Source organism: Kribbella pratensis, assembly GCF_004366075.1.
GTDB classification, from domain to species: domain Bacteria; phylum Actinomycetota; class Actinomycetes; order Propionibacteriales; family Kribbellaceae; genus Kribbella; species Kribbella pratensis.
Genome location: NZ_SODU01000001.1, coordinates 844,152 through 869,678, shown reverse-complemented (window position 1 = coordinate 869,678; position 25,527 = coordinate 844,152). Strand labels below are relative to the sequence as shown.

The 25,527-nt window shown below is 68.5% G+C and carries 27 protein-coding genes; 12 read left to right on the top strand and 15 right to left on the bottom strand.

Features of this window, described 5'->3' with window-relative positions:
* Positions 1-77 precede the first annotated feature (77 nt).
* Both EV137_RS04185 and EV137_RS04180 read left to right on the top strand, forming a co-directional pair.
* Positions 78-1,022 (top strand): hypothetical protein, encoded by a 945-nt coding sequence (locus tag EV137_RS04185; RefSeq protein WP_134126668.1) that lies wholly within the window; start codon positions 78-80, stop codon positions 1,020-1,022.
* A 21-nt stretch (positions 1,023-1,043) separates the two neighbouring features.
* On the top strand, positions 1,044-4,067 hold the full coding sequence (locus tag EV137_RS04180) for an AfsR/SARP family transcriptional regulator (RefSeq protein WP_134126666.1): 3,024 nt from the start codon (positions 1,044-1,046) through the stop codon (positions 4,065-4,067).
* 101 nt (positions 4,068-4,168) lie between these two features.
* Here the strand turns inward: EV137_RS04180 and ypfJ are convergent, their stop codons facing one another.
* Positions 4,169-5,071 carry a KPN_02809 family neutral zinc metallopeptidase gene (ypfJ, locus tag EV137_RS04175; protein ID WP_134126664.1) on the bottom strand — a complete coding sequence of 301 codons (903 nt, stop codon included), beginning with the start codon at positions 5,069-5,071 and terminating at the stop codon, positions 4,169-4,171.
* A 128-nt stretch (positions 5,072-5,199) separates the two neighbouring features.
* Between ypfJ and abc-f the strand changes: the two genes are divergently transcribed.
* Entirely contained in the window at positions 5,200-6,798 is a 1,599-nt protein-coding gene (gene abc-f / locus EV137_RS04170) for a ribosomal protection-like ABC-F family protein (protein ID WP_134009618.1), read from the top strand.
* Positions 6,799-6,822: 24 nt separating this feature from the next.
* Positions 6,823-7,593: an enoyl-CoA hydratase/isomerase family protein gene (locus EV137_RS04165; protein ID WP_134009619.1), complete on the top strand. Its 771-nt coding sequence runs from the start codon at positions 6,823-6,825 to the stop codon at positions 7,591-7,593.
* Here the strand turns inward: EV137_RS04165 and EV137_RS04160 are convergent.
* The 3 genes from EV137_RS04160 to EV137_RS04150 are packed head-to-tail and all read right to left on the bottom strand — an operon-like array spanning position 7,590 to position 8,802.
* Positions 7,590-8,033, bottom strand: coding sequence for an SRPBCC family protein (locus EV137_RS04160; protein ID WP_134009620.1), 444 nt, complete (start codon positions 8,031-8,033; stop codon positions 7,590-7,592). The genes EV137_RS04165 and EV137_RS04160 overlap by 4 nt on opposite strands.
* Complete coding sequence (locus tag EV137_RS04155) at positions 8,030-8,365, bottom strand: ArsR/SmtB family transcription factor (RefSeq protein WP_238175074.1); 336 nt, start codon at positions 8,363-8,365, stop codon at positions 8,030-8,032. The genes EV137_RS04160 and EV137_RS04155 overlap by 4 nt, the downstream gene beginning before the upstream one ends.
* Complete coding sequence (locus tag EV137_RS04150) at positions 8,362-8,802, bottom strand: SRPBCC domain-containing protein (RefSeq protein ID WP_134126662.1); 441 nt, start codon at positions 8,800-8,802, stop codon at positions 8,362-8,364. Before EV137_RS04150 ends, EV137_RS04155 begins: the two co-directional genes overlap by 4 nt.
* Before the next feature lie 131 nt (positions 8,803-8,933).
* Here EV137_RS04150 and EV137_RS04145 point away from each other — a divergent pair, with 131 nt between their 5' ends.
* Positions 8,934-10,820 carry an ABC transporter ATP-binding protein gene (locus EV137_RS04145; RefSeq protein WP_202870809.1) on the top strand — a complete coding sequence of 629 codons (1,887 nt, stop codon included), beginning with the start codon at positions 8,934-8,936 and terminating at the stop codon, positions 10,818-10,820.
* A complete protein-coding gene (locus EV137_RS40385) occupies positions 10,820-10,996 on the top strand; it encodes a hypothetical protein (protein WP_166679771.1) in 177 nt (58 codons plus the stop codon). The genes EV137_RS04145 and EV137_RS40385 overlap by 1 nt, the downstream gene beginning before the upstream one ends.
* Here the strand turns inward: EV137_RS40385 and EV137_RS04140 are convergent.
* From EV137_RS04140 to EV137_RS04125, 4 genes are all read right to left on the bottom strand, one after another.
* A complete protein-coding gene (locus tag EV137_RS04140) occupies positions 10,993-11,394 on the bottom strand; it encodes a GNAT family N-acetyltransferase (RefSeq protein ID WP_255517785.1) in 402 nt (133 codons plus the stop codon). The two genes, EV137_RS40385 and EV137_RS04140, sit on opposite strands and share 4 nt — an antisense overlap.
* A 195-nt stretch (positions 11,395-11,589) precedes the next feature.
* Positions 11,590-12,093 carry a hypothetical protein gene (locus EV137_RS04135; protein WP_134009625.1) on the bottom strand — a complete coding sequence of 168 codons (504 nt, stop codon included), beginning with the start codon at positions 12,091-12,093 and terminating at the stop codon, positions 11,590-11,592.
* A 64-nt stretch (positions 12,094-12,157) separates the two neighbouring features.
* Positions 12,158-12,913, bottom strand: coding sequence for a polyprenyl diphosphate synthase (uppS, locus tag EV137_RS04130; RefSeq protein ID WP_134126660.1), 756 nt, complete (start codon positions 12,911-12,913; stop codon positions 12,158-12,160).
* Positions 12,913-13,989 carry an ATP-dependent DNA ligase gene (locus EV137_RS04125; RefSeq protein ID WP_134009629.1) on the bottom strand — a complete coding sequence of 359 codons (1,077 nt, stop codon included), beginning with the start codon at positions 13,987-13,989 and terminating at the stop codon, positions 12,913-12,915. The genes uppS and EV137_RS04125 overlap by 1 nt, the downstream gene beginning before the upstream one ends.
* 96 nt (positions 13,990-14,085) lie before the next feature.
* Here EV137_RS04125 and EV137_RS04120 point away from each other — a divergent pair, with 96 nt between their 5' ends.
* The 4 genes from EV137_RS04120 (at position 14,086) to EV137_RS04105 (ending at position 15,859) form a co-directional block, all read left to right on the top strand.
* Positions 14,086-14,724: an FHA domain-containing protein gene (locus EV137_RS04120; RefSeq protein WP_134126658.1), complete on the top strand. Its 639-nt coding sequence runs from the start codon at positions 14,086-14,088 to the stop codon at positions 14,722-14,724.
* A gap of 81 nt (positions 14,725-14,805) precedes the next feature.
* The gene (locus tag EV137_RS04115) at positions 14,806-15,120 is read left to right on the top strand and encodes a hypothetical protein (RefSeq protein WP_134126656.1); all 315 of its coding nucleotides are present in this window, start codon (positions 14,806-14,808) and stop codon (positions 15,118-15,120) included.
* Positions 15,117-15,527, top strand: a complete 411-nt coding sequence (locus tag EV137_RS04110; protein ID WP_134009635.1) for a MerR family transcriptional regulator — start codon at positions 15,117-15,119, stop codon at positions 15,525-15,527. Before EV137_RS04115 ends, EV137_RS04110 begins: the two co-directional genes overlap by 4 nt.
* Positions 15,524-15,859, top strand: coding sequence for a YnfA family protein (locus tag EV137_RS04105; RefSeq protein ID WP_134126654.1), 336 nt, complete (start codon positions 15,524-15,526; stop codon positions 15,857-15,859). The genes EV137_RS04110 and EV137_RS04105 overlap by 4 nt, the downstream gene beginning before the upstream one ends.
* A gap of 83 nt (positions 15,860-15,942) precedes the next feature.
* Here the strand turns inward: EV137_RS04105 and EV137_RS04100 are convergent, their stop codons facing one another.
* On the bottom strand, positions 15,943-16,917 hold the full coding sequence (locus EV137_RS04100; protein ID WP_134126652.1) for a zinc-binding dehydrogenase: 975 nt from the start codon (positions 16,915-16,917) through the stop codon (positions 15,943-15,945).
* A gap of 100 nt (positions 16,918-17,017) precedes the next feature.
* Between EV137_RS04100 and EV137_RS04095 the strand changes: the two genes are divergently transcribed.
* Positions 17,018-18,229 carry an ROK family transcriptional regulator gene (locus EV137_RS04095; protein ID WP_134129348.1) on the top strand — a complete coding sequence of 404 codons (1,212 nt, stop codon included), beginning with the start codon at positions 17,018-17,020 and terminating at the stop codon, positions 18,227-18,229.
* Here the strand turns inward: EV137_RS04095 and EV137_RS04090 are convergent.
* The 6 genes from EV137_RS04090 to EV137_RS04065 are packed head-to-tail and all read right to left on the bottom strand — an operon-like array spanning position 18,201 to position 24,379.
* Complete coding sequence (locus EV137_RS04090) at positions 18,201-19,568, bottom strand: GH1 family beta-glucosidase (protein WP_134126650.1); 1,368 nt, start codon at positions 19,566-19,568, stop codon at positions 18,201-18,203. The genes EV137_RS04095 and EV137_RS04090 overlap by 29 nt on opposite strands.
* Positions 19,565-20,506, bottom strand: coding sequence for an aldo/keto reductase (locus tag EV137_RS04085; protein ID WP_134126648.1), 942 nt, complete (start codon positions 20,504-20,506; stop codon positions 19,565-19,567). The genes EV137_RS04090 and EV137_RS04085 overlap by 4 nt, the downstream gene beginning before the upstream one ends.
* Entirely contained in the window at positions 20,503-21,279 is a 777-nt protein-coding gene (locus EV137_RS04080) for a VOC family protein (protein ID WP_134126646.1), read from the bottom strand. The genes EV137_RS04085 and EV137_RS04080 overlap by 4 nt, the downstream gene beginning before the upstream one ends.
* Positions 21,280-21,289: 10 nt before the next feature.
* The gene (locus tag EV137_RS04075; protein ID WP_134126644.1) at positions 21,290-22,114 is read right to left on the bottom strand and encodes a carbohydrate ABC transporter permease; all 825 of its coding nucleotides are present in this window, start codon (positions 22,112-22,114) and stop codon (positions 21,290-21,292) included.
* A complete protein-coding gene (locus EV137_RS04070; protein WP_134126642.1) occupies positions 22,111-23,073 on the bottom strand; it encodes a carbohydrate ABC transporter permease in 963 nt (320 codons plus the stop codon). Before EV137_RS04070 ends, EV137_RS04075 begins: the two co-directional genes overlap by 4 nt.
* A 4-nt stretch (positions 23,074-23,077) precedes the next feature.
* Positions 23,078-24,379 carry an ABC transporter substrate-binding protein gene (locus EV137_RS04065; RefSeq protein ID WP_166679770.1) on the bottom strand — a complete coding sequence of 434 codons (1,302 nt, stop codon included), beginning with the start codon at positions 24,377-24,379 and terminating at the stop codon, positions 23,078-23,080.
* A gap of 115 nt (positions 24,380-24,494) precedes the next feature.
* On the opposite strand from EV137_RS04065, the gene zapE reads away from it, so the two are divergent.
* Positions 24,495-25,523, top strand: coding sequence for a cell division protein ZapE (gene zapE / locus EV137_RS04060; RefSeq protein WP_134126638.1), 1,029 nt, complete (start codon positions 24,495-24,497; stop codon positions 25,521-25,523).
* Positions 25,524-25,527: the final 4 nt, after the last annotated feature.

Genomic DNA, 25,527 nt, shown 5'->3' with positions numbered 1-25,527 from the left:
GTGACGGGGCACTGAGCAACGGGCATGATGCCCCTGGTCGAAGTTAATCTGCGGGAAGACGAGTCTGGGGAGTGAGGATGCACAACCGAGTGGGCCGTACGCTGCTCGTCCTGAGCGCCGTTCTCGCGCTTGTGACGGTCGCCCCCGCCACAACTGCCGCCGCAGATACGATCCAGACCGGCAACTCCGTGTGCAGCATGTACGTGAACTCGGTCGGCTTCGGCGCGTACTGCAGTTCCGGAAACGCTTACATCCCGACGATTCAGCCTGCGCCACCGCCACCGACCTGGCGGGACAAGCTGAACGGCCGGCCGTTCGTCCCGTGTCGCGACTTCGGGATCCCGAAGGGGATCCGGCTGCCGAAGGCACCGGACGGCAAAGAATGGGTGATGCGGATCACGATCACCGACTACAAGCTGGACACCTACAACGGTGGCCCGGACGCCCACCTCGAGCGCGCCTACGTTCCCGTGGATGCGCAGGACCGGGCCCAGTGCCCGTTCCCGGACTACATGGAACAGTTCTGGAGGCGGTTCGAGGGCGTCTACCCGCCACCCGCGCTGCAGGTCATGCCGACCTACACACCGCGAGTCAACGTGCCGGCCTATTTCACCCTGACCCCGGAGAGTTCGGAGGTGCAAACGGACAACACCGGGAGTCTGAGCGGGCTGTACGACGACAGGCACAACCTGAGCATGCGCGGCATGGTCGTCGAGATGGTCGTCGACCCAGGTGACAACACCGGGACGTTCAAGTGCCGGGTCGGTGTGACGCCGTTGGACGACCCGGACGGGTACGACCAGACGCAGGACCCGTACCACCAGATGAACCCGTGCAAGCACGTCTACAAGAAGTCCAGTGCGAGTCAGCCGGACAAGATGTACACGGTGAAACTGACCATCACCTGGGAAGTGTCGTACTGGATCGGCAAGGACGCCGGTGGCTGGAAGCCGATCGGCCAGGCGAATGTGACGGCCGTGCAGCGCCTGCCTGTGCAGGAAGCTCAGGCAATCGGTGGCTGATGGTGGGGGTATGGAGGAGCGATGGTAAGGACGAATGAGCCTGCGCGGGCGGCTCGGTTGCCGCAGCGGGGTCAGGGGAGTCCGGGCGCGGACCGGCTGAAGGGCTTCGTCGCGCTGCTCGCGATCCTGGCGATCGTCGGCGGTGTGCCGTACGTGCTGCTGCGGTTCTTCGGTACGCCGTGGCCGGACAAGATGCCCACCAAGAGCATGCTGTTCAGCGAGCTGAGCGTCGAGACGGTGCTCGGCATCATCGCGTTCTTCATCTGGGTCGCCTGGCTGCACTTCGTCGTCTGCCTGATCGCGGAGGCGGTCGCGGAGATCCGCGGTCACGGTCTCTCGCCACGCGTTCCGCTCGGCGGCGGTTCCCAGGTCCTGGCCCGCCGGCTGATCGGCACGGTCGTGCTGATCGCCGCGGGCGCCGGTGTCAGCCTGCCGGTCGCGAGCGCGGTCACCACGAGCGGCCCGGCAGCCCCGACGTCCGTGAGCGTGCGGCACGGCAACGAGCAGTCCTCCACGTCGCAGTTCCGCCAGACCGAGGCAGCCAGCACGGTGCTCAGCGGCAGCCACGGGAAGACGAGCGTCGGCGTACGGACGAACCACGACCACAAGGGTCAGGTCGTGAAGTACACAGAGGTTCGTCCGCCGCAGGGCCGGAACTACGACTGCCTGTGGGACATCGCGGAGCGGTATCTCGGTGAGGGTCGCCGGTACAAGGAGATCTACGACCTCAACAAGAACAAGCTGCAGCCCGACGGCCGCCGGCTGACCAACCCGGACCTCATCCTGCCGGGCTGGCAGGTGCGGCTACCGGCCGACGCCAAGGGCCCGGGCGTGCACACGGTCCGGGTGAGCATCGGCGATCACACGACCACGAAGCCCACCACCAAGACCACGGTCAGCACGAAGACGACCACCGAGACCAGGACCCCGGCCAAGCCGAAGACCACGGTCGAGAACAAGACCGAGACGCGGACCACGCCCGAGTCGAAGCCGGTCGGTCCGGGCCGTTACTCGGAGCGGGGCATCGAGGAGCCTTCGTCGGTCGTCATCGGCAGCGCGAAGAACGACCCGGGCGCGAAGAACGTCAAGCCGGGGCAGCCGAACGTCACCGTCGAGCCGCACGCTCCAGGCACGGGTCACGAGCACGGCGAGCCGGCCGGCGGCGGCACCCAGGTGCCGGAGGCGACTCCGGTCGCGGTCGACGACGGCGGCATCAGCCTGAAGGACGCCGGGATCTTCGGCTTCGGGGCGACGCTGCTCGCGGCCGGTCTGGCGCTGGCGCTGAAGCGGCGCCGCGGCTGGGCGCAGGGTCCCGGCCCGAAGGCCGCCGGTCACCGGCAGACCGAGATCGGGCTGCGGCTGGCGTCGGACGTTCCGACCGCGCAGTTCGTGGACAACTCGCTGCGCAAGCTGGGCGCCGACATGACGCAACTGCAGCGGCCGATGCCGAAGGTGGTCGCCGCGCTGGTGACCGACCGGTCGCTGACGCTCGTGCTCGACCCGTACGGCGTGCACCCCGAGCCGCCCGGTCCGTGGCAGGCGATTGCCGAGGGCGCCCGGTGGACACTGCGCCGCGGGTACGGCCCGAGCGGTGAGGTCAACGCGCCGGCGCCGTACCCGACGCTGGTCACGGTCGGCCAGAACGCCGACGGTGCGACGGTGCTGATCGACCTCGACACCGCGAACGGGATCGTCGCGTTCGGCGGCGTGAACAACGCCTCCCGCGACGTGGTCGGTTCGCTTGCGGTCGAGCTGGCGACGAACCTGTGGTCCGAGGGCGCGCACATCAGCATGGTCGGATTCGGCGACGACCTGTCGTCGCTCGCGCCGACGCGGCTGAGCTACTGGATCCGCCTCGACGACGCGATGGCCGAGGTCGCCCGCCGTAGCGAGGCGCAGCTGCAGGCCTGCCAGCGCCGGAACGCCGGTTCGGTCGCCGAGGCCCGGATGACGCATCCGGACGCGGCGCTGTGGGGCTCGGAGATCATCTTCGTGTCCTCTCCGCCGTCGCCGGAGGAGCAGGACCAGCTGAACCGGCTGGCCGCCGACACCAAGCGCAGCATCTCGGTGGTCGTGGTCGGCGACGTGTTGAACTCGCCGTGGCGGTTCGTCGTGGACGAGAAGAACCAGGCCGTCTGCCGGCTGCTCGGTCTCGAGGTGGACGCGCACAGCGTCAACCCGGAGCAGTTCGCCGACCTGGTCGCGCTGTTCGACGCGGCCGAGTCGGACGCCCGCGACAAGCGCCGCTCCGAGCAGGACATACCGGCGTACGAGTTCTCCGCCATGGACCTGAGCCAGCCGGCGCCGGTCGAGGTCGACCTGCTCGGCCCGGTCGAGGTGGACGCCCGCGGGGTCATCGACGACGGCCGGATCACGCTGTCGACGGAGATCATCGCGTTCCTGGCCAGCCAGGACTACGGCGTACACCCGAACGTCCTCGCCGGGGCGATCTGGCCGCGCGGCATCAGCGAGGAGCTGCGCGACGCGGCGCTGGAGCACACCCGGCGCTGGGTCGGTGTGGACGCCATGTACGCCGACGAGTCGGGTCGCTGGATGCTGAACCGCAGCGTCGTCCGGGTCGACTGGGACGTGTTCCGCACCCTCGCGAAGCAGGCGACGATGGTCGACGACCCGCGGGGTCCGCTGTCGACGGCGCTCAGCCTGGTGCACGGACCGGCCTGGTCGAACCTGCCCGGGGGCCGCTACTCGTGGCTCGCCGCGTCCGGGATCGAGCGCCGGATGGCGGAGGCCGTCGTCGACGCCGCGCTGCGGCTCGCCGAGGCGGCCCTCAGCCACAACGACGGCAATACGGCGCGTACGGCGCTCCAGACCGGCCTGAGCTTCTCTCCGGCCTCGGAGGAACTGTGGCGCGCCACCCTCCGCCTGGCTGCCCACTTCGGCACCACCGCGGACGTCACCAACGTGGCCGGCCAGATGTACGCCGCCCTCACCAAGCACGGCGGCCCCCGCGGCCCCGAGGCGGAAACCGACGCCCTCGTCGACGAACTCCTCCCCGGCTACCACCGCCCCGCCCAGGTCGCCTGACCGCAACTCCACAACCCTCCAACTCAGGGGTCATCCCCCGAGTTGGAGGGTTGCCCATTGAAAATCTCAGGGGGCAACCCTCCAGGTGAGCGGGACAGGGCTCAGAGGGAGTTGGCGGACCAGGTGTCGCAGGCCGTCATGTCGCCTGAGGCCATGCCCTTCTGGAACCAGCGCATACGTTGTTCGGCAGTGCCGTGGCTGAAGCTTTCGGGGGTGACCTGGCCCTGGGTCTTCGACTGGATGCGGTCGTCGCCGACCGAGGCGGCGGCGTCGAGGCCGCGGGCGATGTCGTCCTCGGTGAGCTCGGTGATGAGCGGTTGGCCGCTCGAGTTCGGGACCGTGGTCGCGTGGTTGGTCCAGATCCCGGCGAGACAGTCGGCCTGGAGCTCGGAGCGGACCGAGTCGGACGCCGGGCCGTTGCGGGTCTTGATCCGGTCGAGGATGCCGTACAGGTTCTGGATGTGGTGGCCGTACTCGTGCGCCACGACGTACGCCTCGGCGAACTCGCCGCCGCGGGCGCCCAGGTCGTTCTGCAGCGTCTCGAAGAACCCGATGTCCAGGTACACCCGCTTGTCCGGCGGGCAGTAGAACGGGCCGACCGCACTGGTCGCCGGGCCGCAGCCGGTGTTCACCGAGCCTTCGAAGACCCGCAGCGGCGCGCGGGTGTACTTCTTGCCGCGCCGGGGGAGCTCCGCGGCCCAGAAGCTCTCGATCGAGTTCTGGTAGAACACGAACCTGCAGTCCGAGTTCGACTGCAGGTCGGTGCCCTTCTTGCAGGAGCCCAGGTTGCCGGCTGCCGTGTTCTTTGTCACCGGTTCGTCGCTGCCACCTCCGCCTGGCAGGCCGCCGGTCAGGAGCAGGATCACGACGAGCAGGATGATGCCGCCGATGCCGCCGCCGACCGGGATCATCCCGCCGGGGAGGCCACCGCTGCGTCCGCCACCACTACCGCGGGTGTCCTCGACGCCGCTGGTGTCGAGATCCGCATCCGGATTGAATTTCACGGCACCTACACTAGTCCTGAGAGCGGGGGATTTCGGCGTGCCGCGACACCGCGATCACACAGCCACGACACTGGCATGCCGCCCAGAGCTCAGCCCGTATCCCAGCGTAAGGACGCCTGCGACCCCCGATGATCACTGTCTCCAATCTCGAGGTTCGCGTCGGTGCCCGTCAGCTGCTCGCGCCCGCCTCGTTCCGGGTCGGCCCCGGCGACAAGGTCGGGCTGGTCGGCCGCAACGGCGCCGGCAAGACGACGTTGACCAAGATTCTCGCCGGTGAAGGGCTGCCCGCGAGCGGTTCCGTGACGTCCTCGGGCGAGATCGGCTACCTGCCGCAGGACCCGCGCACCGGCGATCTCGACGTACTGGCCCGGGACCGGATCCTGTCCGCGCGCGGCCTGGACGACGTCGTACGGCGGTTGCGCTCCGCCGAGAAGTCGATGGCGAGTGCGGACGAGAAGACCCGCGCCAAGGGCATGCGGCGGTACGAGCGGGCCGAGGCGGACCTGCACGCCGCCGGTGGGTACGCCGCCGAGGCCGAGGCGGCCCGGATCGCGGCCAACCTCGGTCTCCCGGACCGCGTCCTCGGCCAGCCGCTGTCGACCCTGTCCGGTGGTCAGCGCCGCCGGGTCGAGCTGGCCCGGATCCTGTTCGCGCAGGCCGAGACGCTGCTGCTCGACGAGCCGACCAACCACCTGGACGCCGACTCGATCATCTGGCTGCGCGACTTCCTCAAGTCGTACGCCGGTGGCGTGATCATGATCAGCCACGACGTGAACCTGTTGCAGGACACCGTCACCCGGGTCTTCCACCTGGACGCGAACCGGGCCGAGATCGACGTGTACAACGTCGGCTGGAAGGCGTACCTGCTCCAGCGGGAGACCGACGAGCGGCGCCGCAAGCGCGAGCGGGCGAACGCGGAGAAGAAGGCGACGCAGCTGGTCGACCAGGCGAACAAGATGCGCGCCAAGGCGACCAAGGCGGCCGCGGCCCAGCAGATGCTGCGCCGGGCCGAGCGGCTGATGTCCTCGCTCGAGGACGAGCGCAAGCAGGATCGCGTCGCGAAGATCGCCTTCCCGACGCCGGCGCCGTGCGGCAAGACGCCGCTGATGGCGCGGGAGCTGTCGAAGTCGTACGGCTCGCTGGAGATCTTCACCGACGTCGACCTGGCGATCGACAAGGGCTCGCGGGTCGTCGTCCTCGGCCTGAACGGCGCCGGCAAGACCACGCTGCTGCGGATCCTCGGCGGGATCGAGAAGGCGGACACCGGCGAGGTGATCGACGGCCACGGCCTCAAGCTCGGGTACTACGCACAGGAGCACGAGACCCTGGACGTGAACCGGACGGTCCTTGAGAACATGAAGACCGCCGCCCCGGACCTGAACGAGACGCAGGCGCGCAGCGTGCTCGGCTCGTTCCTGTTCACCGGCGACGACGCGGACAAGCCCGCCAAGGTGCTGTCCGGCGGCGAGAAGACCCGTCTCGCCCTCGCCACGCTGGTCGTGTCGGCGGCGAACGTCCTGCTCCTCGACGAGCCGACCAACAACCTGGACCCGGCGTCCCGCGCCGAGGTGCTGAACGCGATCCGCTCGTACACAGGCGCGATCGTCCTGGTCACCCACGACGAGGGCGCCGTCGAGGCCCTCGAACCCGAGCGTGTCGTCCTGCTGCCCGACGGCGTCGAGGACCTCTGGACCAACGAGTACGCCGACCTGATCTCGCTCGCCTGATTACTTCCGAGTAATATCCGGGCCATGACGGATCTCGGACTGCGGTTGACGGTGGACGGACCGGTCGCGCGTGTGGTGCTCGACCGTCCGGAGGTGCGCAACGCCCAGACGCCCGCGATGTGGAGTGCACTGGCCGATTTCGGTACGGCGCTGCCGTCCGACGTCCGTGTGGTGGTCGTGTCGGGGGAGGGGCCGTCGTTCTCGGCCGGTCTGGACCGCCGGCTGATCATGGGCGAGAACGATCTGGGCGAAGAGCCGCTGCTGAGCCTCGGCGCCAAGCCGACCGACGAGGTCCTGGAGCTGATCGCGAAGTTCCAGACCGGGTTCTCCTGGCTGCGGCGGCCCGAGATCGTCAGCATCGCCGCGGTGCAGGGCCATGCGGTCGGCGCCGGTTTCCAGCTCGCCTTGGCCTGTGATCTGCGGGTCGTCACGCCCGACGCCCGCTTCAGCATGCGCGAGCCGTCACTCGGGCTGGTGCCGGACCTCGGCGGTACGAAACCGCTCGTCGAGCTGGTCGGGTACTCGCGGGCGCTGGAGATCTGTGCGACGAGCCGCTGGGTCGAGGCCGCGGAGGCGAAGGAGCTCGGCCTCGCGAACATCGTCGTACCGGCGGACGAACTGGAGGCGACGGTCAAGGACCTGGCCGACGCGTTGCTCGGCCCGCTGCCCGGCGCGATCCGCGAGACCAAGGCGTTGCTCCTCGGTGCCGCGGACCGCACGTACGACGACCAGCTCAGGGCCGAGCGTGAGGCCCAGGAACGCCGGTTGAAGGAGCTCCTGGCCGCACTTTCCTAGGGCCAGTTGCTGATCACCACGTCGTTCGGGGACGGGTCGCCCTTGCCGGTCTCGACGTACTTCTTGAGGCTGAGCAGGAAGCTGGCCCACTTGGTGCTGCAGTGGTGCATGAACTCGACCGGCTCCTTCCAGCCCTCGTGCTTGAAGAGCACGATCGCCCACTCGTCGGTCTGCGAGAGGTCGAAGCGGATGTGGGTGCCGATCCACTCCGGGGGACCGTCGACGACCTCCCAGCGGACGAGCTCGCCGGGCTTCGTCTCCAGGACCTTCATGTCGAAGCCCTCGCCGCCCGCGGCCGCGAAGCGGAAGTGGATCACACCGTCGGGGTCGCCGGTCGTGTCCTCTGTCCACCAGCCGGCCAGACCGTCGATCGTGGTGAGTGCGGCGTAGACGTCCGTCGGGGATGCAAGGATGCCAACGCGGTGCAGGATGTCGCTCATGGAAGTTTCCTTTCGTGTTTTTCGATCGCCTCGGCGATGCGGGCGATGCGTTGCAGCCGCCGGTCCCAGGCGCTGGTGACGTCGGTCAGCTGGTTGATCGCGTGGGCGAGGCGGTCCTCGTCCACGGTGTAGCGGCGTTCCCGTCCGGACGGCGTGGAGTGCACCAGCCCGGCCCGGTCGAGTACGCCGAGGTGCTTCGCGACCGCCTGCCGGGTGACGGGCAGTTGGTCGCTGAGACTGGTCGCCGTACCGCCGCCGCTCGCGAGCAGCAGGTCGAGCATCCGCCGCCGGGTCGGGTCACCGATCGCCGACCAGAGCTCGTCGTCGATCACGGCCGCTGCGCCTGCCGCTCGGCGTACGGCGCGAGCCGGGGGAGGAAGTAGTCCCACCCGGTGGTGTGGTCCTCGAGCATCTCGTCCGGCTTGGAAGCCTCGTCGTACCCGGTCTCGGCGAACCGGAGCAGCGTGGCGCCGCCGGCCGGGATCAGGTCGAAGGTGACCAGGAGCGAGTTCTCCGGCGTGACAGGCTCGTCGTCGTACGCCCAGCGGAAGGAGAAGCGCCGCGGCGGGTCGGCCTCCACCACGGTCAGCGGCACGACCTTGGTCTCGTCCGTACGCCGGAACGTGACGGTGCCGGTCGCGCCGGGGGCCGCGTCGAGGTCGGCGTCGTCCGGCCACCACTCGCGCAGGTGCTCCGGCGAGCTGATCACCTCGTAGACCACCTCTGGGCTGGCCTCCACCCGGATCTCCCGCTCGATGCTCCTGGTCATCGCTTCCGTCCTTTCGCAACCTTTGGTTGCATGTGACTCTAGACCAGGTCGCGCCGATGCGCAACCAAAAGTTGCGGGAAGCGCGGAGTCACTCCGGGTGTTATGAAGGTTCACCACAGAAAGGGAGCCGGATGTCGGGAATGATGCGCCCAGGGATGGGCGCGATGGGCTGGCGGCGCCAGGACTCGTCGGTCCTCGAGCAGAAGCTCGCCAAGGGCACGCTGCGGCGGATCGTCCGGTTCGCGAGGCCGTTCCGCTGGCACATCACGGCGTTCCTGCTGCTGGTGATCGTCTCGGCGGTGCTGGTGATCGCGTCGCCGCTGCTGTTCAAGAAGATCGTCGACGACGGGATCTCGAAGGGGAACGCCGGCCTGGTGACCGCGCTGGCCCTGGTGGTCGCGTTGCTCGCTGTCGTGGAGGCGGCGCTCGGCCTGGTGCAGCGCTGGTTCTCGGCGCGGATCGGTGAAGGGCTGATCTTCGACCTGCGCACGAAGGTGTTCGCGCATGTGCAGCGGATGCCGGTCGCGTTCTTCACCCGGACGCAGACGGGTGCGCTGGTCTCGCGGCTCAACAACGACGTGATCGGCGCCCAGCAGGCCTTCACCTCGACGCTGTCCGGCGTCGTCTCGAACGTCATCAGCCTGATCCTGGTCGTCGGCGCGATGCTCGCGCTGAGCTGGCAGCTGACCGTGGTGGCGATCCTGATGCTGCCGATCTTCCTGATCCCCGCGCGGGTCCTCGGCCGCCGCCTGGCCGCGATGACGCGGGAGCAGATGAACCTGAACGCCGAGATGTCCACCTCGATGACCGAGCGCTTCAGCGTCGGCGGCGCGCTCCTGGTCACGCTGTTCGGCCAGCCGCACCTCGAGAACGCCGACTTCGGCGAGCGGGCCGGGCGGGTCCGCGACCTGGGCATCCGGATCGCGATGCTCGGCCGCGTGTTCTTCACCGCGCTGACCTTGGTCGCCGCGCTGGCGACAGCCTTGGTGTACGGCGTGGGCGGCAACCTGGCCGTCCGCGAGACGTTGACCATTGGCACGCTGCTCGCACTCGTCGCCCTGCTCGGCCGGCTGTACGGTCCGCTGACCGCACTATCCAACGTCCGCGTCGACGTGATGACCGCGCTGGTGTCGTTCGAGCGGGTCTTCGAGGTGCTCGACCTCGAACCGATGATCCAGGACGCCCCGGACGCGAAGGATCTGCCGGCCGGCGCGGCGAGTGTCGAGTTCGACCATGTGGCGTTCGCGTACCCGACGGCCGAGCAGGTCTCGCTGGCCAGCCTCGAGTCCGTCGCGGTCCTGGACAAGCGCGTCTCGGCGCAGGTGCTGGAGGACGTGAGTTTCGTCGTACAGCCCGGGCAGATGGTCGCGCTGGTCGGCCCGTCCGGAGCCGGCAAGACGACCATCACCAACCTGGTCGCCCGGCTGTACGACGTGAGCGGGGGAGCGGTGCGCGTCGGCGGTCAGGACGTGCGCGACGTGACCCTGCAGTCCCTGCACGACACGATCGGCTACGTCACGCAGGACGCGCACATGTTCCACGACACGATCCGCGCCAACCTCGGGTACGCGAAGCCCGACGCGACCGAGGACGAGATGGTCGCCGCGCTGCGGGCTGCGCAGATCTGGGAGCTGGTGTCCGCGCTGCCGGACGGGCTGGACACCGTGGTCGGCGATCGCGGTCACCGGCTGTCCGGTGGTGAGCGGCAACGACTCGCAATCGCCCGGTTGTTGCTGAAGGCCCCGAAGATCGTCGTACTGGACGAGGCGACCGCGCACCTCGACTCGGAGTCCGAGGTCGCCGTTCAGCGGGCGCTGGACACCGCCCTGGAAGGCCGTACGTCGCTGGTGATCGCGCACCGGCTGTCGACGGTGCGGAACGCGGACCTGATCCTGGTGGTTGACCACGGCAACATCGTCGAGCGCGGCACGCACGAGCAGCTGCTCGCGGCCGGCGGCGAGTACGCTGATCTGTACCACACGCAGTTCAACGAGTCCGGTACCGCGGCAGGTGTCTGATGATCAAACTGGGTCTCGTCCTCGCAGCCGGGTACGCCGGCTTCAAGGTCGCGTACCACTCCGAGGACGGCCGCCACTACGGCCGAACCGGTGAGCGCGCAATCCGCACCACGCTGTCGCTACTCATCGCCAGCCTGGCCGGCGGCGTCACATACGCGGCTCTCCTCCAGCACTAAGCCGTGCGGAGGCCGACCGAGTCGTGCCGCCAGAAGGCCTCCGCATAAACCAGGGTGCCGGTCATCCATGGTTCATGCGCCGGGAACCTGATGACCTGGAAGGCGCCGTCCGGGATACGCAGGGACGGCTTTCGGAAACCTAGGCCGCCGGCGGGCTCGAAGCCTAGCCGCGAGTAGAAGCCCGGATCGCCCTCCAGAAAGACCAGCGGAACATTCCGCTCGGCGAGGACCTCCAAACCACGCCGGACCAGGGCCGAGCCGATGCCGCGCCGATGGAACTCGGGCAGCACGCCCAAGGGACTGAGGACCTGGACATCGACCAGCCGGCGCTCCGCATCGAGAAGACTGCGGGTGAACATAACGTTGCCGACCACCTGCCCGTCGTGCTCGGCGACCAGTGAGAGGCCGCCTCAGAGGTGATCGTGTCCCGCAGGGTGTCGGCCAGGTCAGCCACCACAGGCCCGTGGTCACCGAACGCCTGCAGGTGAACATCCCGCACGGCCTGCCGGTCGCTCCGACGTTCTTCGCGAAGATCCATGCCCGGGAGGGTAGAGCGCGTCCGGGCGGCTCGCACCCGGTTTTGGAGAGCGGTACTACTTGGCCGCGGCCGGCTTCGAGTCGTACTCCAGCAGGTGGAGCACCGGTACGCCGAGGTGCCGGCGGGCCGAGTTGGTCCAGTCGAGGTGGAAGAACTCCGCCACGATGTGCGGCCGCGTCAGGATGATGACCTCCTGGCCGTGGACGTGCTGCACGGTGGCGACCAGCGCGTCGATCGGCCGGTCGTGCGTGATGCCGCCCTCGGCGGCCTGTCCGAGATCGCGCAGCCGCTGGACGCTCCGCCCGCTGCAGCCCTTGGCCTCGGTGTCGATCGCCTTCTGCGCCTCGGCGAGGTCCTGACGCTGACCGGCCAGGCCCGGCCCGTAGAGGTCCGCGGTCCCGAGGGCGCTGATCGAGGCCTCGACGCCGGCCTCCGCGTTGTGGCAGGGCACCAGTACGTGGTACGTGACCGGATCGGGCATGTCCTGATGCAGCTCGACGACGCGCTTCGCGTCGGGCTCGGACAGTTCCTGTTCGACGAGCAGTACGACGTCGTACATCGTGCCACCTCCGCGCTTACCAGTCGGTATACCCCCATGATGCCCCTTCAGCGGCGCGAAGTATTCAACTGGATCGTTCCAGTCTCCGCCGTCCGTACGTGCGGAGCGCCCGCAGCAGATCCACCTCGCGAAACGCCGGCCAGTAGAGGTCGCAGAACTCGATGTCCGAGCGGGTCGCCTGCCAGAGCAGGAAGTCCGACATCCGCAGCTCGCCGCTGGTCCGGATGACCAGATCGGGGTCAGGCAGGCCGGGCACGTACAGGTGCCGGCCGATCTCTTCCTCGGTGAGCCTGTCCGCGACCTCCTCCAGCGAGGTCCCTTCCGCCGCCGCGTCGTCGAGCACGGACCGTACGGCGTCGACGACCTCGAGCCGGCCCGAATACCCGATCGCGAGGGTCAGATCACCGGCGTCGCGGTCGCGGCTCAACTCGACCGCTTCCTTCAGCGCGCGGGCCGTTGAATCAGGCAACAGGTCCAGCTGGCCCGCGACGTGCAGCCGCCAGCGGTGGTCACGGCGTACATGATCGGCCAGCACGCTCTCGGTGAGCTCCATCAGGTAATCGACCTCGGCCGAGTCGCGTTTGCGCAGGTTGTCGGCCGACGCGACCCACGCCGTGACACAGGTGACGCCGGCGTCCGAGCTCCACTGCAGGAACTGCTCCAGGTGCTTGGCGCCGAAGCGATGACCGATGCGTACGTCGTCGTAGCCGGCGCCACGCGCCCAGCGGCGATTGCCGTCCATCACGATCGCGACGTGCTCCGGCTTCGGCAGGCCGGCGAGCAGGCGGCGGAGGCGACGCGTGTAGAGGCTGTAGAGCATCAGCGTTGGGCGCTCGACAGTACGTCGGCCAGGTCGAACTTGATCGGCTCCTCCAGCTGCTCGTACGTGCAAGATTCGGGAGTGCGGTCGGGGCGCCAGCGGACGAACTGCGCGGTGTGCCGGAAGCGGATGCCTTCCATGTGGTCGTAGCGGACCTCGACGACCAGCTCGGGGCGCAGAGGGATGAAGGACAGGTCCTTGCCTGCCTGCCACCGGCTGCCCTCGGCGTTGCGCGGCGTACGGACGCCTTCCTCCTGCTTCGCCCAGGCCCACGGGTGCTCGTCGAAGGTGGTGACGAGCGGCTGCATCTCCTCGAAGAGCTCCTTGCGGCGCTCCATCGGGAAGGCGCCGATCACGCCGACGCTCGCCAGCGTGCCGTCGTCGTTGTACAGCCCGAGGAGCAGCGAGCCGATCCGGTCCGGGCCGCTCTTGTGCAGGCGGTAGCCCGCCACCACACAGTCCGCCGTACGCTCCGGCTTGATCTTGAACATCACGCGCTTGTCCGGCTGGTACGTCCCGGCCAGCGGCTTGGCGATCAGCCCGTCCAGGCCGGCGCCCTCGAACTGCTGGAACCACTGCGCGGCCGTGTCGTGGTCGGCGGTTGCGGGGGTGACGTGGATCGGCGCCTTCACGTTCGCGAGTGCGTCGATCAGCGCCGTACGGCGTTCGCTGAACGGGCGCTCCGTGTAGTCGTCGTCACCGAGCGCCAGCAGGTCGAACGCGACGAACCGGGCCGGGGTCTTCTCGGACAGCATGTTCACGCGGCTCGCGGCCGGGTGGATCCGCTGCTGCAGGACCTCGAAGTCGAGCCGGTCGCCGGACTCTCCGATCACGATGATCTCGCCGTCGATCGCACAGCGCTCCGGCAGATTCGCCTTCACCGCCTCGACCAACTCGGGGAAGTACCGCGTCATCGGCTTCTCGTTCCGGCTGCCGATCTCCACCTCGTCGCCGTCGCGGAAGATGATCGACCGGAACCCGTCCCACTTCGGCTCGTAGGACAGGTCCCCGCGCGGGATCTCCTTGACCGGTTTGGCGAGCATCGGCTTGACCGGCGGCATGACAGGCAGTCGCATCCCGTCATTCTGTCCCACGGCGCGGACAGTCACCAGGAACCTGCTGTCACAGTCCCGTGGTGGACAGTGAACCGAACCGCCACGGACAATGCCCTCATGAGTACGGTCGGGGTGGAGTGGACGCGTCCGTCGGACGCCGAACGCGACCGTGCGCTGGCGATCCTCCGCGACGGCGCCGGCTCGGGCCGGCTGTCGCACGACACCTTCATCCGCCGGATGAACTTCGTACTCCGCGCCCAGAGCCGCGGCGAACTCGCTGACGCGATTCGTGACCTCCCGCGGGAGGAATCCCGCCGCAGCCGCTGGATGCGCGATGTCCGGTCCAGACTTCCGCGGCTGCGGGTGACCCGAGCCGCCGGCCGGACCGCTCGGGGTGGCTTTCTGGCGCGGTTCGACCCCTTCTTCGAACGTCTGGGCAGCTTGCCGGGGCCCACGGTCAAGCGGAGCATTCCGGCCGCGCCGCCGCCGGGTCTTGCGCTGCCGGCGCCGGGCTCACCGACAGTCCGGATCGGACGCGGTCCGGGCGCGACCCTCCGCATGGCCGATGAATCGGTGTCTCGGTGCCACGCCGAGCTCCGGTACGTCGACGACGGGTGGATGATCCGCGACCTCGGCTCGCTGAACGGCACGGAGGTCAACGGCCTCCGAATCACCACCCCGGTCCGCGTCCGCCCCGGCGACCACATCCGCTTCGGCGCAGTCGCCTACGTACTCACCTGGACCGACCAGCCCTAGCTCTCGCGCTCCATCCGACGGGTGAAGGTTGATCAGCTCGTAGTTGCATTTGGTACCCGGGTACGGGTTTACCGTCGATGCATGGACGACCATTGGGTTCCGGTTGCTTGTACACTGCCGACGGCTGATCGGCCGCTGCGGCTCGCCGAGTTCGACCAGTTGTTCGCCGACCATCTCCGCAGCGCCGACCGTGTCGGTCCGCACACGCTCGACCTTGTGCTCACCAGTGAGTCTCGCGCGACCGTCACCGACCTGACCGCGCGCGAGACGGAGTGCTGCTCCTTCTTCGACTTCACGATCACCGAGGCTCCCGGCAATCAGGTTCGGGTCCGCGTGAGCGTGCCGCCCGCGTACGCCGCCGTACTCGACGGGTTGAGCGAACGGCTGCCGCGGTGAGACCTGCGGAAGTCGCCGCCGCAGCCGGCGTGAACCCCCAGACGCTGCGGTACTACGAACGCCGCGGACTGCTCGACGAGCCGGTCCGAAGCCTCGGCGGGCACCGGATGTACCCGACCGAGGCCGTCACCACGTTGCGAGTGATCAAGGCGGCGCAGCGGCTCGGATTCACCCTCGCCGAGATCTCCGAGCTGCTCGACGCCGCCAGGCATCGGCACGCGGTCGGCGAGGGGGCCGGACTCCAGGCGCGCGCACGCGCGAAGCTGGCCGACGTGGAAGCCAAGATCGCCGACCTGACCGTCATCGCGGGGAGCCTCCGCGCCGGCATCGCCGCCGGCTGCGACGACCTGGAAACGTGCGCCGGCAATCCCGACTGCCCGCTGCCCTTCTCGGAGATCGCTCAGTGACCGTGCTGAAGTCCGTCGTACTGTTCCTGCTGGCGGCACTCGCCGAGATCGGGGGAGCCTGGCTCATCTGGCAAGGCTGGCGCGAGAACCGCGGCCTCCTGTGGATCGCCGGCGGAATAGTTGCCCTAGGCGCCTACGGCTTCGTCGCCACCTTCCAGCCCGACCCGCACTTCGGCCGGATCCTCGCCGCCTACGGCGGAATCTTCGTCGCCGGCTCACTCACCTGGGGCGTCCTCGTAGACCGTTTCAAACCCGACCGCTACGACCTCCTCGGCGCCACCATCTGCCTCCTCGGCGTCCTCATCATCATGTACGCCCCCCGCAACACCTGACCCACACCTAAGTTCACCGCGGTGGATCAGGTTGGGGAGGGTTTTGTCCCGAATCGGGCAGGAAACCCTCCCCAACCCGGGGCTTAGGGGATGAGGACGACCTTTCCGGTGGTGGCTCGTGTTTCGAGGGCTTGATGGGCGGCGGCTGCCTCGGAGAGGGGGAATGTGGTGGTGAGTGCCTTCCAGCGGCCGGAGGTGGTTTCTTCGAGGGCGGCTGCTTCGAGGGCTCGGAGCTGGCGGGTGAGTTTGGCGCCGATGGCCCAGCCGGCGGTGAGGCCGCGGGTCATGAGGTCCTCGTGGGTGAATTCGATGGGGCCGCCGCCCGACCAGCCGAACATGAGGGCACGGCCGCCGACGCCGAGCAGGTCGAACGCCTGCTGGCCGTTCGGGCCGCCGACCCCGTCGAAGAGCAGCGTGATTTCCCGGTCGCCCAACTCGGCCTTCAGTTGCGCAGTCCACTCCGGGTCGCGGTAGTCGATCGCGTACTGCGCACCGAGCGCGCGGACCGTCTCGACCTTGGCGGGACCGCCCGCCAGCCCGATGGCGATCGCGCCGGCGTTGCGTGCCGACTGGATCAGGTAGCTGCCGATCCCGCCCGCGGCTGACGTGATCAGTACGACGTCGTCCGCGGTGAGATGCGCCTGCTGCAGAATGCCGGCCGTCGTACGCCCGGTGCCGATCGCGGCGACTGCCTGGGCGGCGTCGACGTGATCGGGAAGTTCGTACAGCGACTCGACCTTCGCCACGGCGCGTTCGGCGTACCCGCCTGGCACCATGCCCAGATGGACCACGACGCGCTTGCCGACCCAGGTCGGGTCGACGTCCGGTCCGGCCACGCTGACCCGGCCCGCGACCTCGCGCCCTGGGATCGTGGGCAGTTCCGGGACAGGGATCGGGCTGCCGCCGGTGGCGCCGGCGCGGATCATCGTGTCGACGAGGTGGACGCCGGCGGCCTCGACCTCGACCAGCACCATGCCGTGGTCGGGGGTGGGGTCCGGCATCTCCTCGTACACCAGGTTCTCCGCCGGACCGAATGCGTGCAGTCTGATTGCTTTCACGCCGCTCACGCTAGAACCTCAACAATGATTGAGGTCAACCTCTGCCACTTCCTTACGTTGTGTACTAAAGTGCCCTCCGAGGGAGGGTGACGTGGCGAAGATGCTGAGAGGTGCGACCGCGCAGGAGACGCACAGCGCGATCCTCGACCTGATCCGTTCCAGCGGAACGGTGACCCGCGTCGACCTCGCCGACCGCTCCGGCCTGACCGGCGCGTCGATCTCCCGGGTGGTCAAGCGGTTGCTCGCCGACGGCCTGATCATCGAGACCGGGTACGGCGACCCGACCGGCGGCAAGCGCGCCACGCTGCTGCAGTTCAACCCGCGCGCGCGGCACGCGGTCGGTATCGCGGTCGACACCCCGAGTACGACGTACGTCGTCACCGACATGAGCGGCCGGGTGATCGAGCAGCTGTCGTCGCGGGGGATCGGGAAGGACGCGCCGGCGACCGCCGTCAAGCGGATCACGGCCGAGCTCGAGGACCTGATCGTGAAGGCGGAGATCGAGCCGTCCACGCTGGTCGGGGTCGGCGTCGCACTGGCCGGCCGGCAGGGCCGCGGCGGGACGCGCCTGCTGCGGACGGACTCGGCGAAGTACGCCTGGGAGCCGTTCGCGGTGCGGGACACGCTGAAGGAGGCCATCGACCACCCGATCGTGGTGGAGAACGACTCGACGTGCGCGGCGATCGGCGAGTTCTGGGCCGGGAAGATCCCGTCGGTGAACGACTTCGCGACCGTCTATCTGGCGGCCGGTTTCGGGCTCGGCCTGGTGACGAACGGCGATGTGTACCGCGGCTCGTCGTCGAACGTCGGCGAGATCGGCCACATGGTGCTCGATGTGAACGGGCCGATGTGCTGGTGCGGCGGGCAGGGGTGCCTGGAGAGCCTGGCTGCTCCGGCGGCGGTGGTCGCGCGCGCCGAACGGGACGCGACGCTGGTCGACCAACTCGGTCTCCGCGGTCGTCAGACGTCCGTACGCGCGGACTTCGCCAAGATCGCGCGCCTGGCCGCGAGCGGTGATACGCGCTGCGTGGAGCTGATCGAGGAGTCCGCGACGTACCTCGCGAAGGCGCTGCTCTCGATCACGAACCTGCTGGATCTGGACCAGATCATCCTCGCCGGCCCCGGCTTCAGCGAGGCCGGCGATATCTACATGCGCATCGCGTCTCAGGAACTCAACCGGCTGTCGTTCGTCCGCGCGATGCATCCGACCCGCGTGGAGCTCTCCAAGCTGGGGCCGAGCGCGGCGGCACTGGGTGCCGCCTCACTCGTCCTGCACAGCCAACTCACTCCCCATCAGAACGCGCGCTCGTGAGGAAGTTCTGCAGCCAGCGGCCGCTCTTCTTCACGATGCGCGCCTGCGTCGTGTAGTCGACGTACACGATGCCGAAGCGGCGGCTGTACCCCCAGGCCCACTCGAAGTTGTCGAGCAGCGACCAGGCGAAGTACCCCTTCAGCGGAAAGCCCTCGGTGACCAGCTCCTGGCAGACGGCGACGTGCTGCTGCAGATAGTCGAGTCGCTCGTCGTCCTCGACCGTCCCGTCCGCTGTCACGAAGTCCGGGTACGCCGATCCGTTCTCCGTCACGTACAACGGCAGCTCGGGCGCGAGCTTGTTGATCGTGACCAGGATGTCGCGCAGACCGGTCGCCTGGATCGGCCAGCCCATCTGCGTCTTGGGGAGACCGGTGTCGACGGCAACGACGTTCTCGCTGCCTGGTTGGGTGGACGCGACCGGCGACGAGATCGGCCCGTCCGGCGCCGCCACCGTGGTCGGGCAGTAGTAGTTGACGCCGATGAAGTCGAGTGGAGCGCCGATCAACGGCAGGTCGGCCTCCTGGGCCTCGAACCACTCCGACATCCCGGTGTCGTCCAGAACGTCCGCCGGGTACTGCCCGGACAGCAACGGTTCCAGGAAGAGACGGTTCCGCAGGCCGTCGATCCGGCGCGCGGCGTCGCGGTCGGCGGGGGAGTCGGTGGCGGCGTGGATCGGCGCCGGGTTGAGCGCGATGCCGTAGGTCCCGCCCTCGGACCGGATCGCGTCGAGCGCCAGGCCGTGTCCGAGCAGCAGGTGGTGCACCGCCTTCAGGGCATCTGCGCCTTCGGTCCGGCCCGGCGCGTGCTCACCGTTGCCGTATCCGAGGAACGCCGAGCACCACGGCTCGTTCAGCGTCATCCAGTGCTTGATCACGTCCGACAGCGCGTCGTGGGTGACGGCGGCGTAGTCGCGGAAACGCTCGGCCGTGTCGCGCACCAGCCAGCCGCCGGCATCCTCGAGCGGCTGCGGCAGGTCCCAGTGATACAGCGTCGCGTACGGCGTGACGCCGTTCTCCAGGCACGTCTCGGCGAGCCTACGGTAGAAGTCGAGCCCGGCCTGGTTCGTCGTACCCGAGCCGGCCGGCACGATCCGCGGCCACGCGATCGAGAACCGGTACGCGCTCAGACCGAGGTCCGCGAGCAGCCGGACGTCGTCGGCGAACCGGACGTAGTGCTCAACGGCCACGTCGCCGGTGGTGCCGTCCGCGATCCGTCCCGGAGTGTGGGCGAACGTGTCCCAGATACTCGGGCCGCGGCCGTCCGCGGAGACCGCACCCTCGACCTGGTACGACGCGGTCGCCGCGCCCCAGGTGAACCCGCTCGGGAAGCCGTTGGTCACGTCGTCTCCTTCTCGACCCAGTACTGCTTGTCGGGAAGCAGGCTACCTAACCGGTTAAGCAGGTCCTTCGGCAGGTCCGCATCCCGGGCAGCGAGCAGCGCGTCGACGCGCGCGGGCTTGGTGATGCCGACGACCGTCCCGGCGATGCCCGGGTCGTCGATCGAGTGCCGGAGCGCGGCCGTCGCGAGGTCGATGCCGTAGTCGCGGCACGCCGTGTCCATCTCCGCCACGGCCTGCAGGACCGCGGCCGGCGCCTCGCGGTAGGCGTACTTGGTCGCGCCGGCCGGGTTCGCGAGGATCCCGCCGCCGTAGACCGCCGCGTTCACCACCGCGATGCCCTCCGCGCGGGCCCGCTGGAAGATGCCGCCGGCCGAGTGGTCGACCAAGCTCCAGCGGTTGTGCACGAGCAGTACTTCGAACCCGCCGAGATCCAGGTACCGGGACAGCTCACGAGTGTCGCCGCCCGCCAGGCCGACATGCCCGATCTCCCCGTCGGCGCGCAGTTGCATCAGGGTATCGACGGCGTCGCGCATCGACTCGAAGTCGTGGGCCTCGGGGTCATGCAGGTGGACAAGTGGCAGCTCGTCCAGTCCGAGCCGCTCCTTGCTCTCGGCAACGCTTGCCCGGACGCGCGCGCCGGAGTAGTCGCCGTCCTTCGCGTCGACCTTCGTCGCGACCAGGAATCCTTCGGGCAGTCCGCCGTACTCGCGGATCGCCTGGCCGATCCGGGTCTCGCTGGAGCCGTCGCCGTACCCGTTGGAGGTGTCGATCCAGGTGAGCGGGCTGTCGAACACGCGCAGTACCAGGTCGACCGCTTCCTGGGGCGTGACGTCGTACCCGAAGACGGCGGGCATGCCGGCGATCCCGCTGCCGCCGGCGCAAACGGCGGAGACGGTCAGACCGGTCGAGCCGAGCGGGCGGAGCCAGTTTTCAGTCATGCGCCGGAGCCTACGGCGTACGCGAATCCGTCGGGGTCGACGTAGACCTTCGTCCCGTCCGGCGAGATCGCGACCGGCAGGTCCGGCGGGTCGCCGGCGAGTTCGGCGTACGCGAAACCCGCGACGTCGAGTTGCGGGTCGCGGGACGTCTTGGGGACGTCGTAGGTGAAGACCTCGAGGACGGTGTCGCCGCCCTTGAGGTAGCCGATGTGGAAGCCACGGCTGTCGTGCGGCTGCTCGATGGTTCCGATGAAGTCGAAGCCGTGGCGGTCGTGGTAGTGGGCCGCGGTGGCGTCGCGGTCCTCGATGGTGACCGCGATGTGGTCGAACCGCGGGCGTGACGGTACGCCGAGCGCCCGCTCCCGCGCCACCCCGTCCGCGTCCATGATCTCGGCGTACTGCAGGTCGCCCTGGATCATCTCGAGGAGCGTGCCGTCCGGGTCGTAGAAGAAACAGATCCGGACCCCGCCTTCGGCATCGAGCGGGTCCAGCTTGAACTCGACCCCGCCGGCCTTCAGTGCCTCCGCCCGCTCGTCCAGACGATCGACCTTGAAGCCGAGATGCCGGAAACCCTTCTGCAGGTCGTCCGGGGACCAGGTGCTCTGCTCCCGGCCGTTGCCTACGGCCCGTAACTCGACCGTCGCGGTCACCGCGTCGAGGACGGCGCGTTCCGGCGAAACCTCTCCGACCACCTCGAGCTCGAGAAACCTCGTGTAGTACTCGACCGAGCGCTCGACATCGACGCAGTTGACCACGACGTTCTTGATCGGCATCCGACCTCCTCTAGTTCTTGACGGCGCCGAGCATCATCCCGGCGACGAACTGGCGCTGCATCCGGACGTAGACGATCACGACCGGTACGACGGACAACGTGAGGCCGGCGGTGAGGGCCGGCCAGTTCGTGGAGTACTGACCCATCAACGTGAACAGCACGGGCTGCAGCGGGAGCGAGTCGGTGTTCCGCAGGACCGTGTTGGCGATCAGGAACTCGTTCCAGGTGGACAGGAACTGGAAGATCACCACGGTCGCGATCCCCGGTCTCGTGAGCGGCAGGATCACCCGCCGGAAGATCGTCAGCTCGCTGCCGCCGTCGACCCGCGCCGCCTCGACCAGCTCGTCGGGCAACGTCTGGAAGAACGCCCGCATCAGGAACATCGCGAACGGCGCCGATCCGGAGATGTACAGCACCAGCAGACCGGCCTGGCTGTCGAGCAGCCCGAACGACTTGAGCTCCAGGTAGAGCGGGATGATGAGCGCCGTCGACGGCATCATCAACGTGGTCAGCAGCAGCACGAACAACGTGTTCCGAAACGGAAAATCCAGTTTCGCGAACGCGTACCCGCTGAGCGTCGCGAAGACCAGCACCCCGATCACGGTCACCGACGTGATCCACACGCTGTTCCAGAAGTGCAAGGGGAACTCGATCGACGTCCAGGCCTCGTGGTACGCCGCACCGGTGAACTTCCGCGGGATGATCGGGCCGTTGAAAATCGTGTTCTGCTCGCGCAGCGAGGTGAGCAGCATCCACCCGAACGGAAATGCCATCAGGACACAGAACGGAAACAGCACGAAAGTCGCGAACGACTTTCCGAAAGCCGTTTTCCTCATCGGTCCGCCCTCCGGGTCAGCCAGAGCTGCGCGATCACCGCGAGCGTGCAGAGCACCATCGTCACCACGCTGAACGCGCTGGCGTATCCCAGTTGCGGGATCGAGCCGGACGTCGTACCGAACGCCAGCGAGTAGAGATAGGTCCCGAGTACTTCGCTGCCGTGGTTCGGCCCGCCGCCCGTCATCACGAAGATCACGTCGAACGCCTTGAACCCGTTGAGCAACCCGAGGCTGACGATCAGACCGGTCACGATCCGCAGACTCGGGACCGTGATGTGGCGGAACTGCTGGACCGTGTTGGCCCCGTCCATGGCCGCGGCCTCGTAGAGGTTGGGATCGATGCTCTGCAGACCGGCGGAGTAGATCAGCATGTTGAACCCGAGTCCGCCCCAGACCGTCACCACGACGATCGCGGGCAGCACGGTCTTGTGGTCGGCCAGCCACGGGTGCTGCAGGCTGTCCAGGCCGATTGCCCCGAGCAACCGGTTGAGCGTGCCGATGTTCGGGTCGTAGATCAGCTTCCACAGCACCGCCGACACGACGAACGACACGATCCCGGGAATGAACAGGATCGTCCGGACGACGACACCGACCTTCGGCCAGATCACGTTCACCAGCACCGCCGTGACGAGGCCGAGGAACGTCAGGATCGCCGTCGTCACGCCGGTCAGCACCAGCGTGACGATCAACGCCCGGCGCGCCACCGGGTCGTGCAGCATCCGGCTGTAGTTGTCGAAGTTCACGAACCGCGGCGCCCCGAACCCGCCCCACGAGGTCAGGCTCAGATAGGCCGTGTAGAGGATCGGCCACAGCACGAACGCCAGGAACAGCGCGAACGTCGGCAGCACGAACAGGTACCCGGCGACCCGTTGCGACTTCCGGAGCGGCGAACCGAAGCGGTACGACGTACGTTCGCCGGACCGCCGTACGACGTCCTCCCTCGACAGGGCCGTCGCCATCCGATCAGCCGCCCTTGGCGTTCTGCACCGCCTGCTGCATCGCCTTCGCGACCGCCGCCGGCTCGCCGCTGCCGTCGAAGATCTTCGCGAGCGGATCGCCGGCCGCCACCGAGCCGGGCCCGAACGGGATGTGCGGGCAGCCGTCGCCGTCGAGCAGCCAGGACGTCATCTGCTTCATGATCGGCAACTCGATCCGGGCTGCCGCGCTCTTCGTGGCCGGCATCGAGTTCGAGTCGTTCATGGTGGGGGAGTACTGCTCGGCGGAGTACATGAACTTCAGGAACTCCAGCGCGGCGTCCTTGTTCTTGCTGGTCGCCGACACCGCCCACCCGGCGCCGGCCTGGTTCGCCGTCCAGTGCCGCTTGCCGGGCGCGATCGCCGGCGTCTTCATCACCTTGTACAACTTGTTGAACGCCGGCGATGCGTCCTTGGTCAGCCCCTGCGGCGTCCAGCTGCCGTTGAACAGCATCGCGGACTTGCCCGTGTAGAAGATCTGCGGCGCCTGGTCGCCGCTGGTGCCGGTCGTCCCGGGCTGGAACACACCCGCCTTGACGATCTTCTGCTGCAGCTCGATCGCCTGGACCACCTTCGGGTCCTCGTACGTCGCGCCGTCCTTGAGCTGATCGAGCTTCAGGTAGTACGTCGGGTCGTCGGCGACCTGCGTGATCAGCGGCAGGAAGAAGTCCAGCGAGCTGGTCGTCGGATTGCAGCTCAGCGCCACCGGGTGCTTGCCGGTACGGCGGATCTTCGCGGCCGCCGCGATCAGGTCGTCCCAGGTCTCGATCTCGTCCTCGCCGACGCCGGCCGCCTTGAGCAGATCGGGGTTGTAGAACAGCCCGAACGTCTGCGCCATCCAGCCGACGGCGTACTGCTTGCCGTCCAGCGTGTACTCCTGGTTGGCCGAGTCGAAGAAGTCCTTCAGGAAGTCGTCGCCGAGCTCCTGCTTCAGGTCGGCCGACACCCCGCCGGTGCCGTAGGTCAGCGCCCGCGTGTGCGGCGCGAAGATCTCCGGTACGTCGCCACCCGCGACCGCCGCCTGCAACGCGGGCAGGTACTGGTCCGGGGTGCCGAAGATCCGGTTCTCGATCTTGATGTTGCTGTGCGCGGCCTCGAACGCGCTGATCAGCTTCGGGAACTGGTCCTCCTGGTCGTTGTACCAGGACCACATCCGGACCACGGCCTTCCCGCCGCTCGTGGTGCCGCCCCCGCTGTCACTGCCCCCACAGGCGGCCAGCGCCGGCCCGAGGCCGAGCGCACCCACCGCCCCTTTCAGAACCGTCCGCCGCCGCACGTGCTGTTCGCCCATCGGAGACTCCTCGTCGTTGGTCTCACGACCTCTCCACAACTTCCTAACTGAAAGTAAGAAAGTGGTCAAGGCCACAGCTGAGTTTCCCGAGTTTTCCTGCTCTAGGGTTGGGCGCATGGTGGTGCGGTTGAGTGAGCGGGTGCCGGAGGTGACGTCGGATCGGCTGTTGTCCGAGTGCGTGCCGCCGCCGCGGTTCGCCGATGTCCGGTTCGGCACGTACCGCCCGGACCCGGCCGAGCCGTCGCAGGCGCAGGCGCTGGCGGTGCTGTCCGCGCGGGCCGAGAAACTGGCCAAGCCGCGCCCGGCCCCGTCGCTGTGGTCGCGGCTACGTGGGCGGAACGAGTCCCTCGACAAACCGGGCATCTACCTCGACGGCGGATTCGGCGTCGGCAAGACCCACCTGCTCGCATCGTTGTGGCACGAGTCCTCGGGCCCGAAGATGTACTGCACGTTCGTCGAGCTCACCAACCTGGTCGGTGCCCTCGGGCTGCGGACGGCGGTCGAGGCGCTCTCGTCGTACCGGCTGATCTGTATCGACGAGTTCGAGCTCGACGACCCCGGCGACACGATGCTGATCTCGCGGCTGCTCGGCCAGCTGGTCGAGGCCGGCGTCGAGTTCGCCGCGACCTCGAACACGCTGCCCGACAAGCTCGGCGAGGGCCGCTTCCAGGCGGTCGACTTCCTCCGCGAGATCCAGGGGCTCGCCGCGCGCTTCGACGTACGGCGGGTGGACGGGCCCGACTACCGGCACCGGGGCCTGCCCGTGGCGCCGGACCCGTGGCCCGACGAGAAGGTCGAGCAGGAGGCCGCAGTACGGGCCAATGCGTCGTGCGACCACTTCGTCGACCTGTACCGGCACCTGGCCGAGCTGCATCCGAGCAAGTACGGCGCCCTGCTCGACGGGATCGAGACGGTGGCGATCACCGACGTACGGCCGCTGACCGACGAGAACGTGGCGTTGCGGATGGTGGTGCTCGCGGACCGGATGTACGACCGCAACCTGCCGCTCCTCGCGAGCGGCGTACCCCTCGACCAGCTGTTCTCGGCCGAGATGCTGAAGGGCGGCTACCGCAAGAAGTACCTCCGGGCCCTGTCGCGCTTGATCGCGTTGGCCCGCGCCGGTGGGATCGATGAGGCAGGATGACCTA

Excerpts from the sequence above, each read along its gene's own strand:
- EV137_RS04185 (WP_134126668.1), top strand. The coding sequence starts at position 78 with ATGCACAACCGAGTGGGCCGTACGCTGCTCGTCCTGAGCGCCGTTCTC.
- EV137_RS04180 (WP_134126666.1), top strand. The coding sequence starts at position 1,044 with ATGGTAAGGACGAATGAGCCTGCGCGGGCGGCTCGGTTGCCGCAGCGG.
- abc-f (WP_134009618.1), top strand. The coding sequence starts at position 5,200 with ATGATCACTGTCTCCAATCTCGAGGTTCGCGTCGGTGCCCGTCAGCTG.
- EV137_RS04165 (WP_134009619.1), top strand. The coding sequence starts at position 6,823 with ATGACGGATCTCGGACTGCGGTTGACGGTGGACGGACCGGTCGCGCGT.
- EV137_RS04160 (WP_134009620.1), bottom strand. The coding sequence starts at position 8,033 with ATGAGCGACATCCTGCACCGCGTTGGCATCCTTGCATCCCCGACGGAC.
- EV137_RS04150 (WP_134126662.1), bottom strand. The coding sequence starts at position 8,802 with ATGACCAGGAGCATCGAGCGGGAGATCCGGGTGGAGGCCAGCCCAGAG.
- EV137_RS04145 (WP_202870809.1), top strand. The coding sequence starts at position 8,934 with ATGTCGGGAATGATGCGCCCAGGGATGGGCGCGATGGGCTGGCGGCGC.
- EV137_RS40385 (WP_166679771.1), top strand. The coding sequence starts at position 10,820 with ATGATCAAACTGGGTCTCGTCCTCGCAGCCGGGTACGCCGGCTTCAAG.
- EV137_RS04135 (WP_134009625.1), bottom strand. The coding sequence starts at position 12,093 with ATGTACGACGTCGTACTGCTCGTCGAACAGGAACTGTCCGAGCCCGAC.
- uppS (WP_134126660.1), bottom strand. The coding sequence starts at position 12,913 with ATGCTCTACAGCCTCTACACGCGTCGCCTCCGCCGCCTGCTCGCCGGC.
- EV137_RS04125 (WP_134009629.1), bottom strand. The coding sequence starts at position 13,989 with ATGCGACTGCCTGTCATGCCGCCGGTCAAGCCGATGCTCGCCAAACCG.
- EV137_RS04120 (WP_134126658.1), top strand. The coding sequence starts at position 14,086 with ATGAGTACGGTCGGGGTGGAGTGGACGCGTCCGTCGGACGCCGAACGC.
- EV137_RS04115 (WP_134126656.1), top strand. The coding sequence starts at position 14,806 with ATGGACGACCATTGGGTTCCGGTTGCTTGTACACTGCCGACGGCTGAT.
- EV137_RS04095 (WP_134129348.1), top strand. The coding sequence starts at position 17,018 with ATGCTGAGAGGTGCGACCGCGCAGGAGACGCACAGCGCGATCCTCGAC.
- EV137_RS04085 (WP_134126648.1), bottom strand. The coding sequence starts at position 20,506 with ATGACTGAAAACTGGCTCCGCCCGCTCGGCTCGACCGGTCTGACCGTC.
- EV137_RS04080 (WP_134126646.1), bottom strand. The coding sequence starts at position 21,279 with ATGCCGATCAAGAACGTCGTGGTCAACTGCGTCGATGTCGAGCGCTCG.
- EV137_RS04075 (WP_134126644.1), bottom strand. The coding sequence starts at position 22,114 with ATGAGGAAAACGGCTTTCGGAAAGTCGTTCGCGACTTTCGTGCTGTTT.
- EV137_RS04070 (WP_134126642.1), bottom strand. The coding sequence starts at position 23,073 with ATGGCGACGGCCCTGTCGAGGGAGGACGTCGTACGGCGGTCCGGCGAA.
- EV137_RS04065 (WP_166679770.1), bottom strand. The coding sequence starts at position 24,379 with ATGGGCGAACAGCACGTGCGGCGGCGGACGGTTCTGAAAGGGGCGGTG.
- zapE (WP_134126638.1), top strand. The coding sequence starts at position 24,495 with ATGGTGGTGCGGTTGAGTGAGCGGGTGCCGGAGGTGACGTCGGATCGG.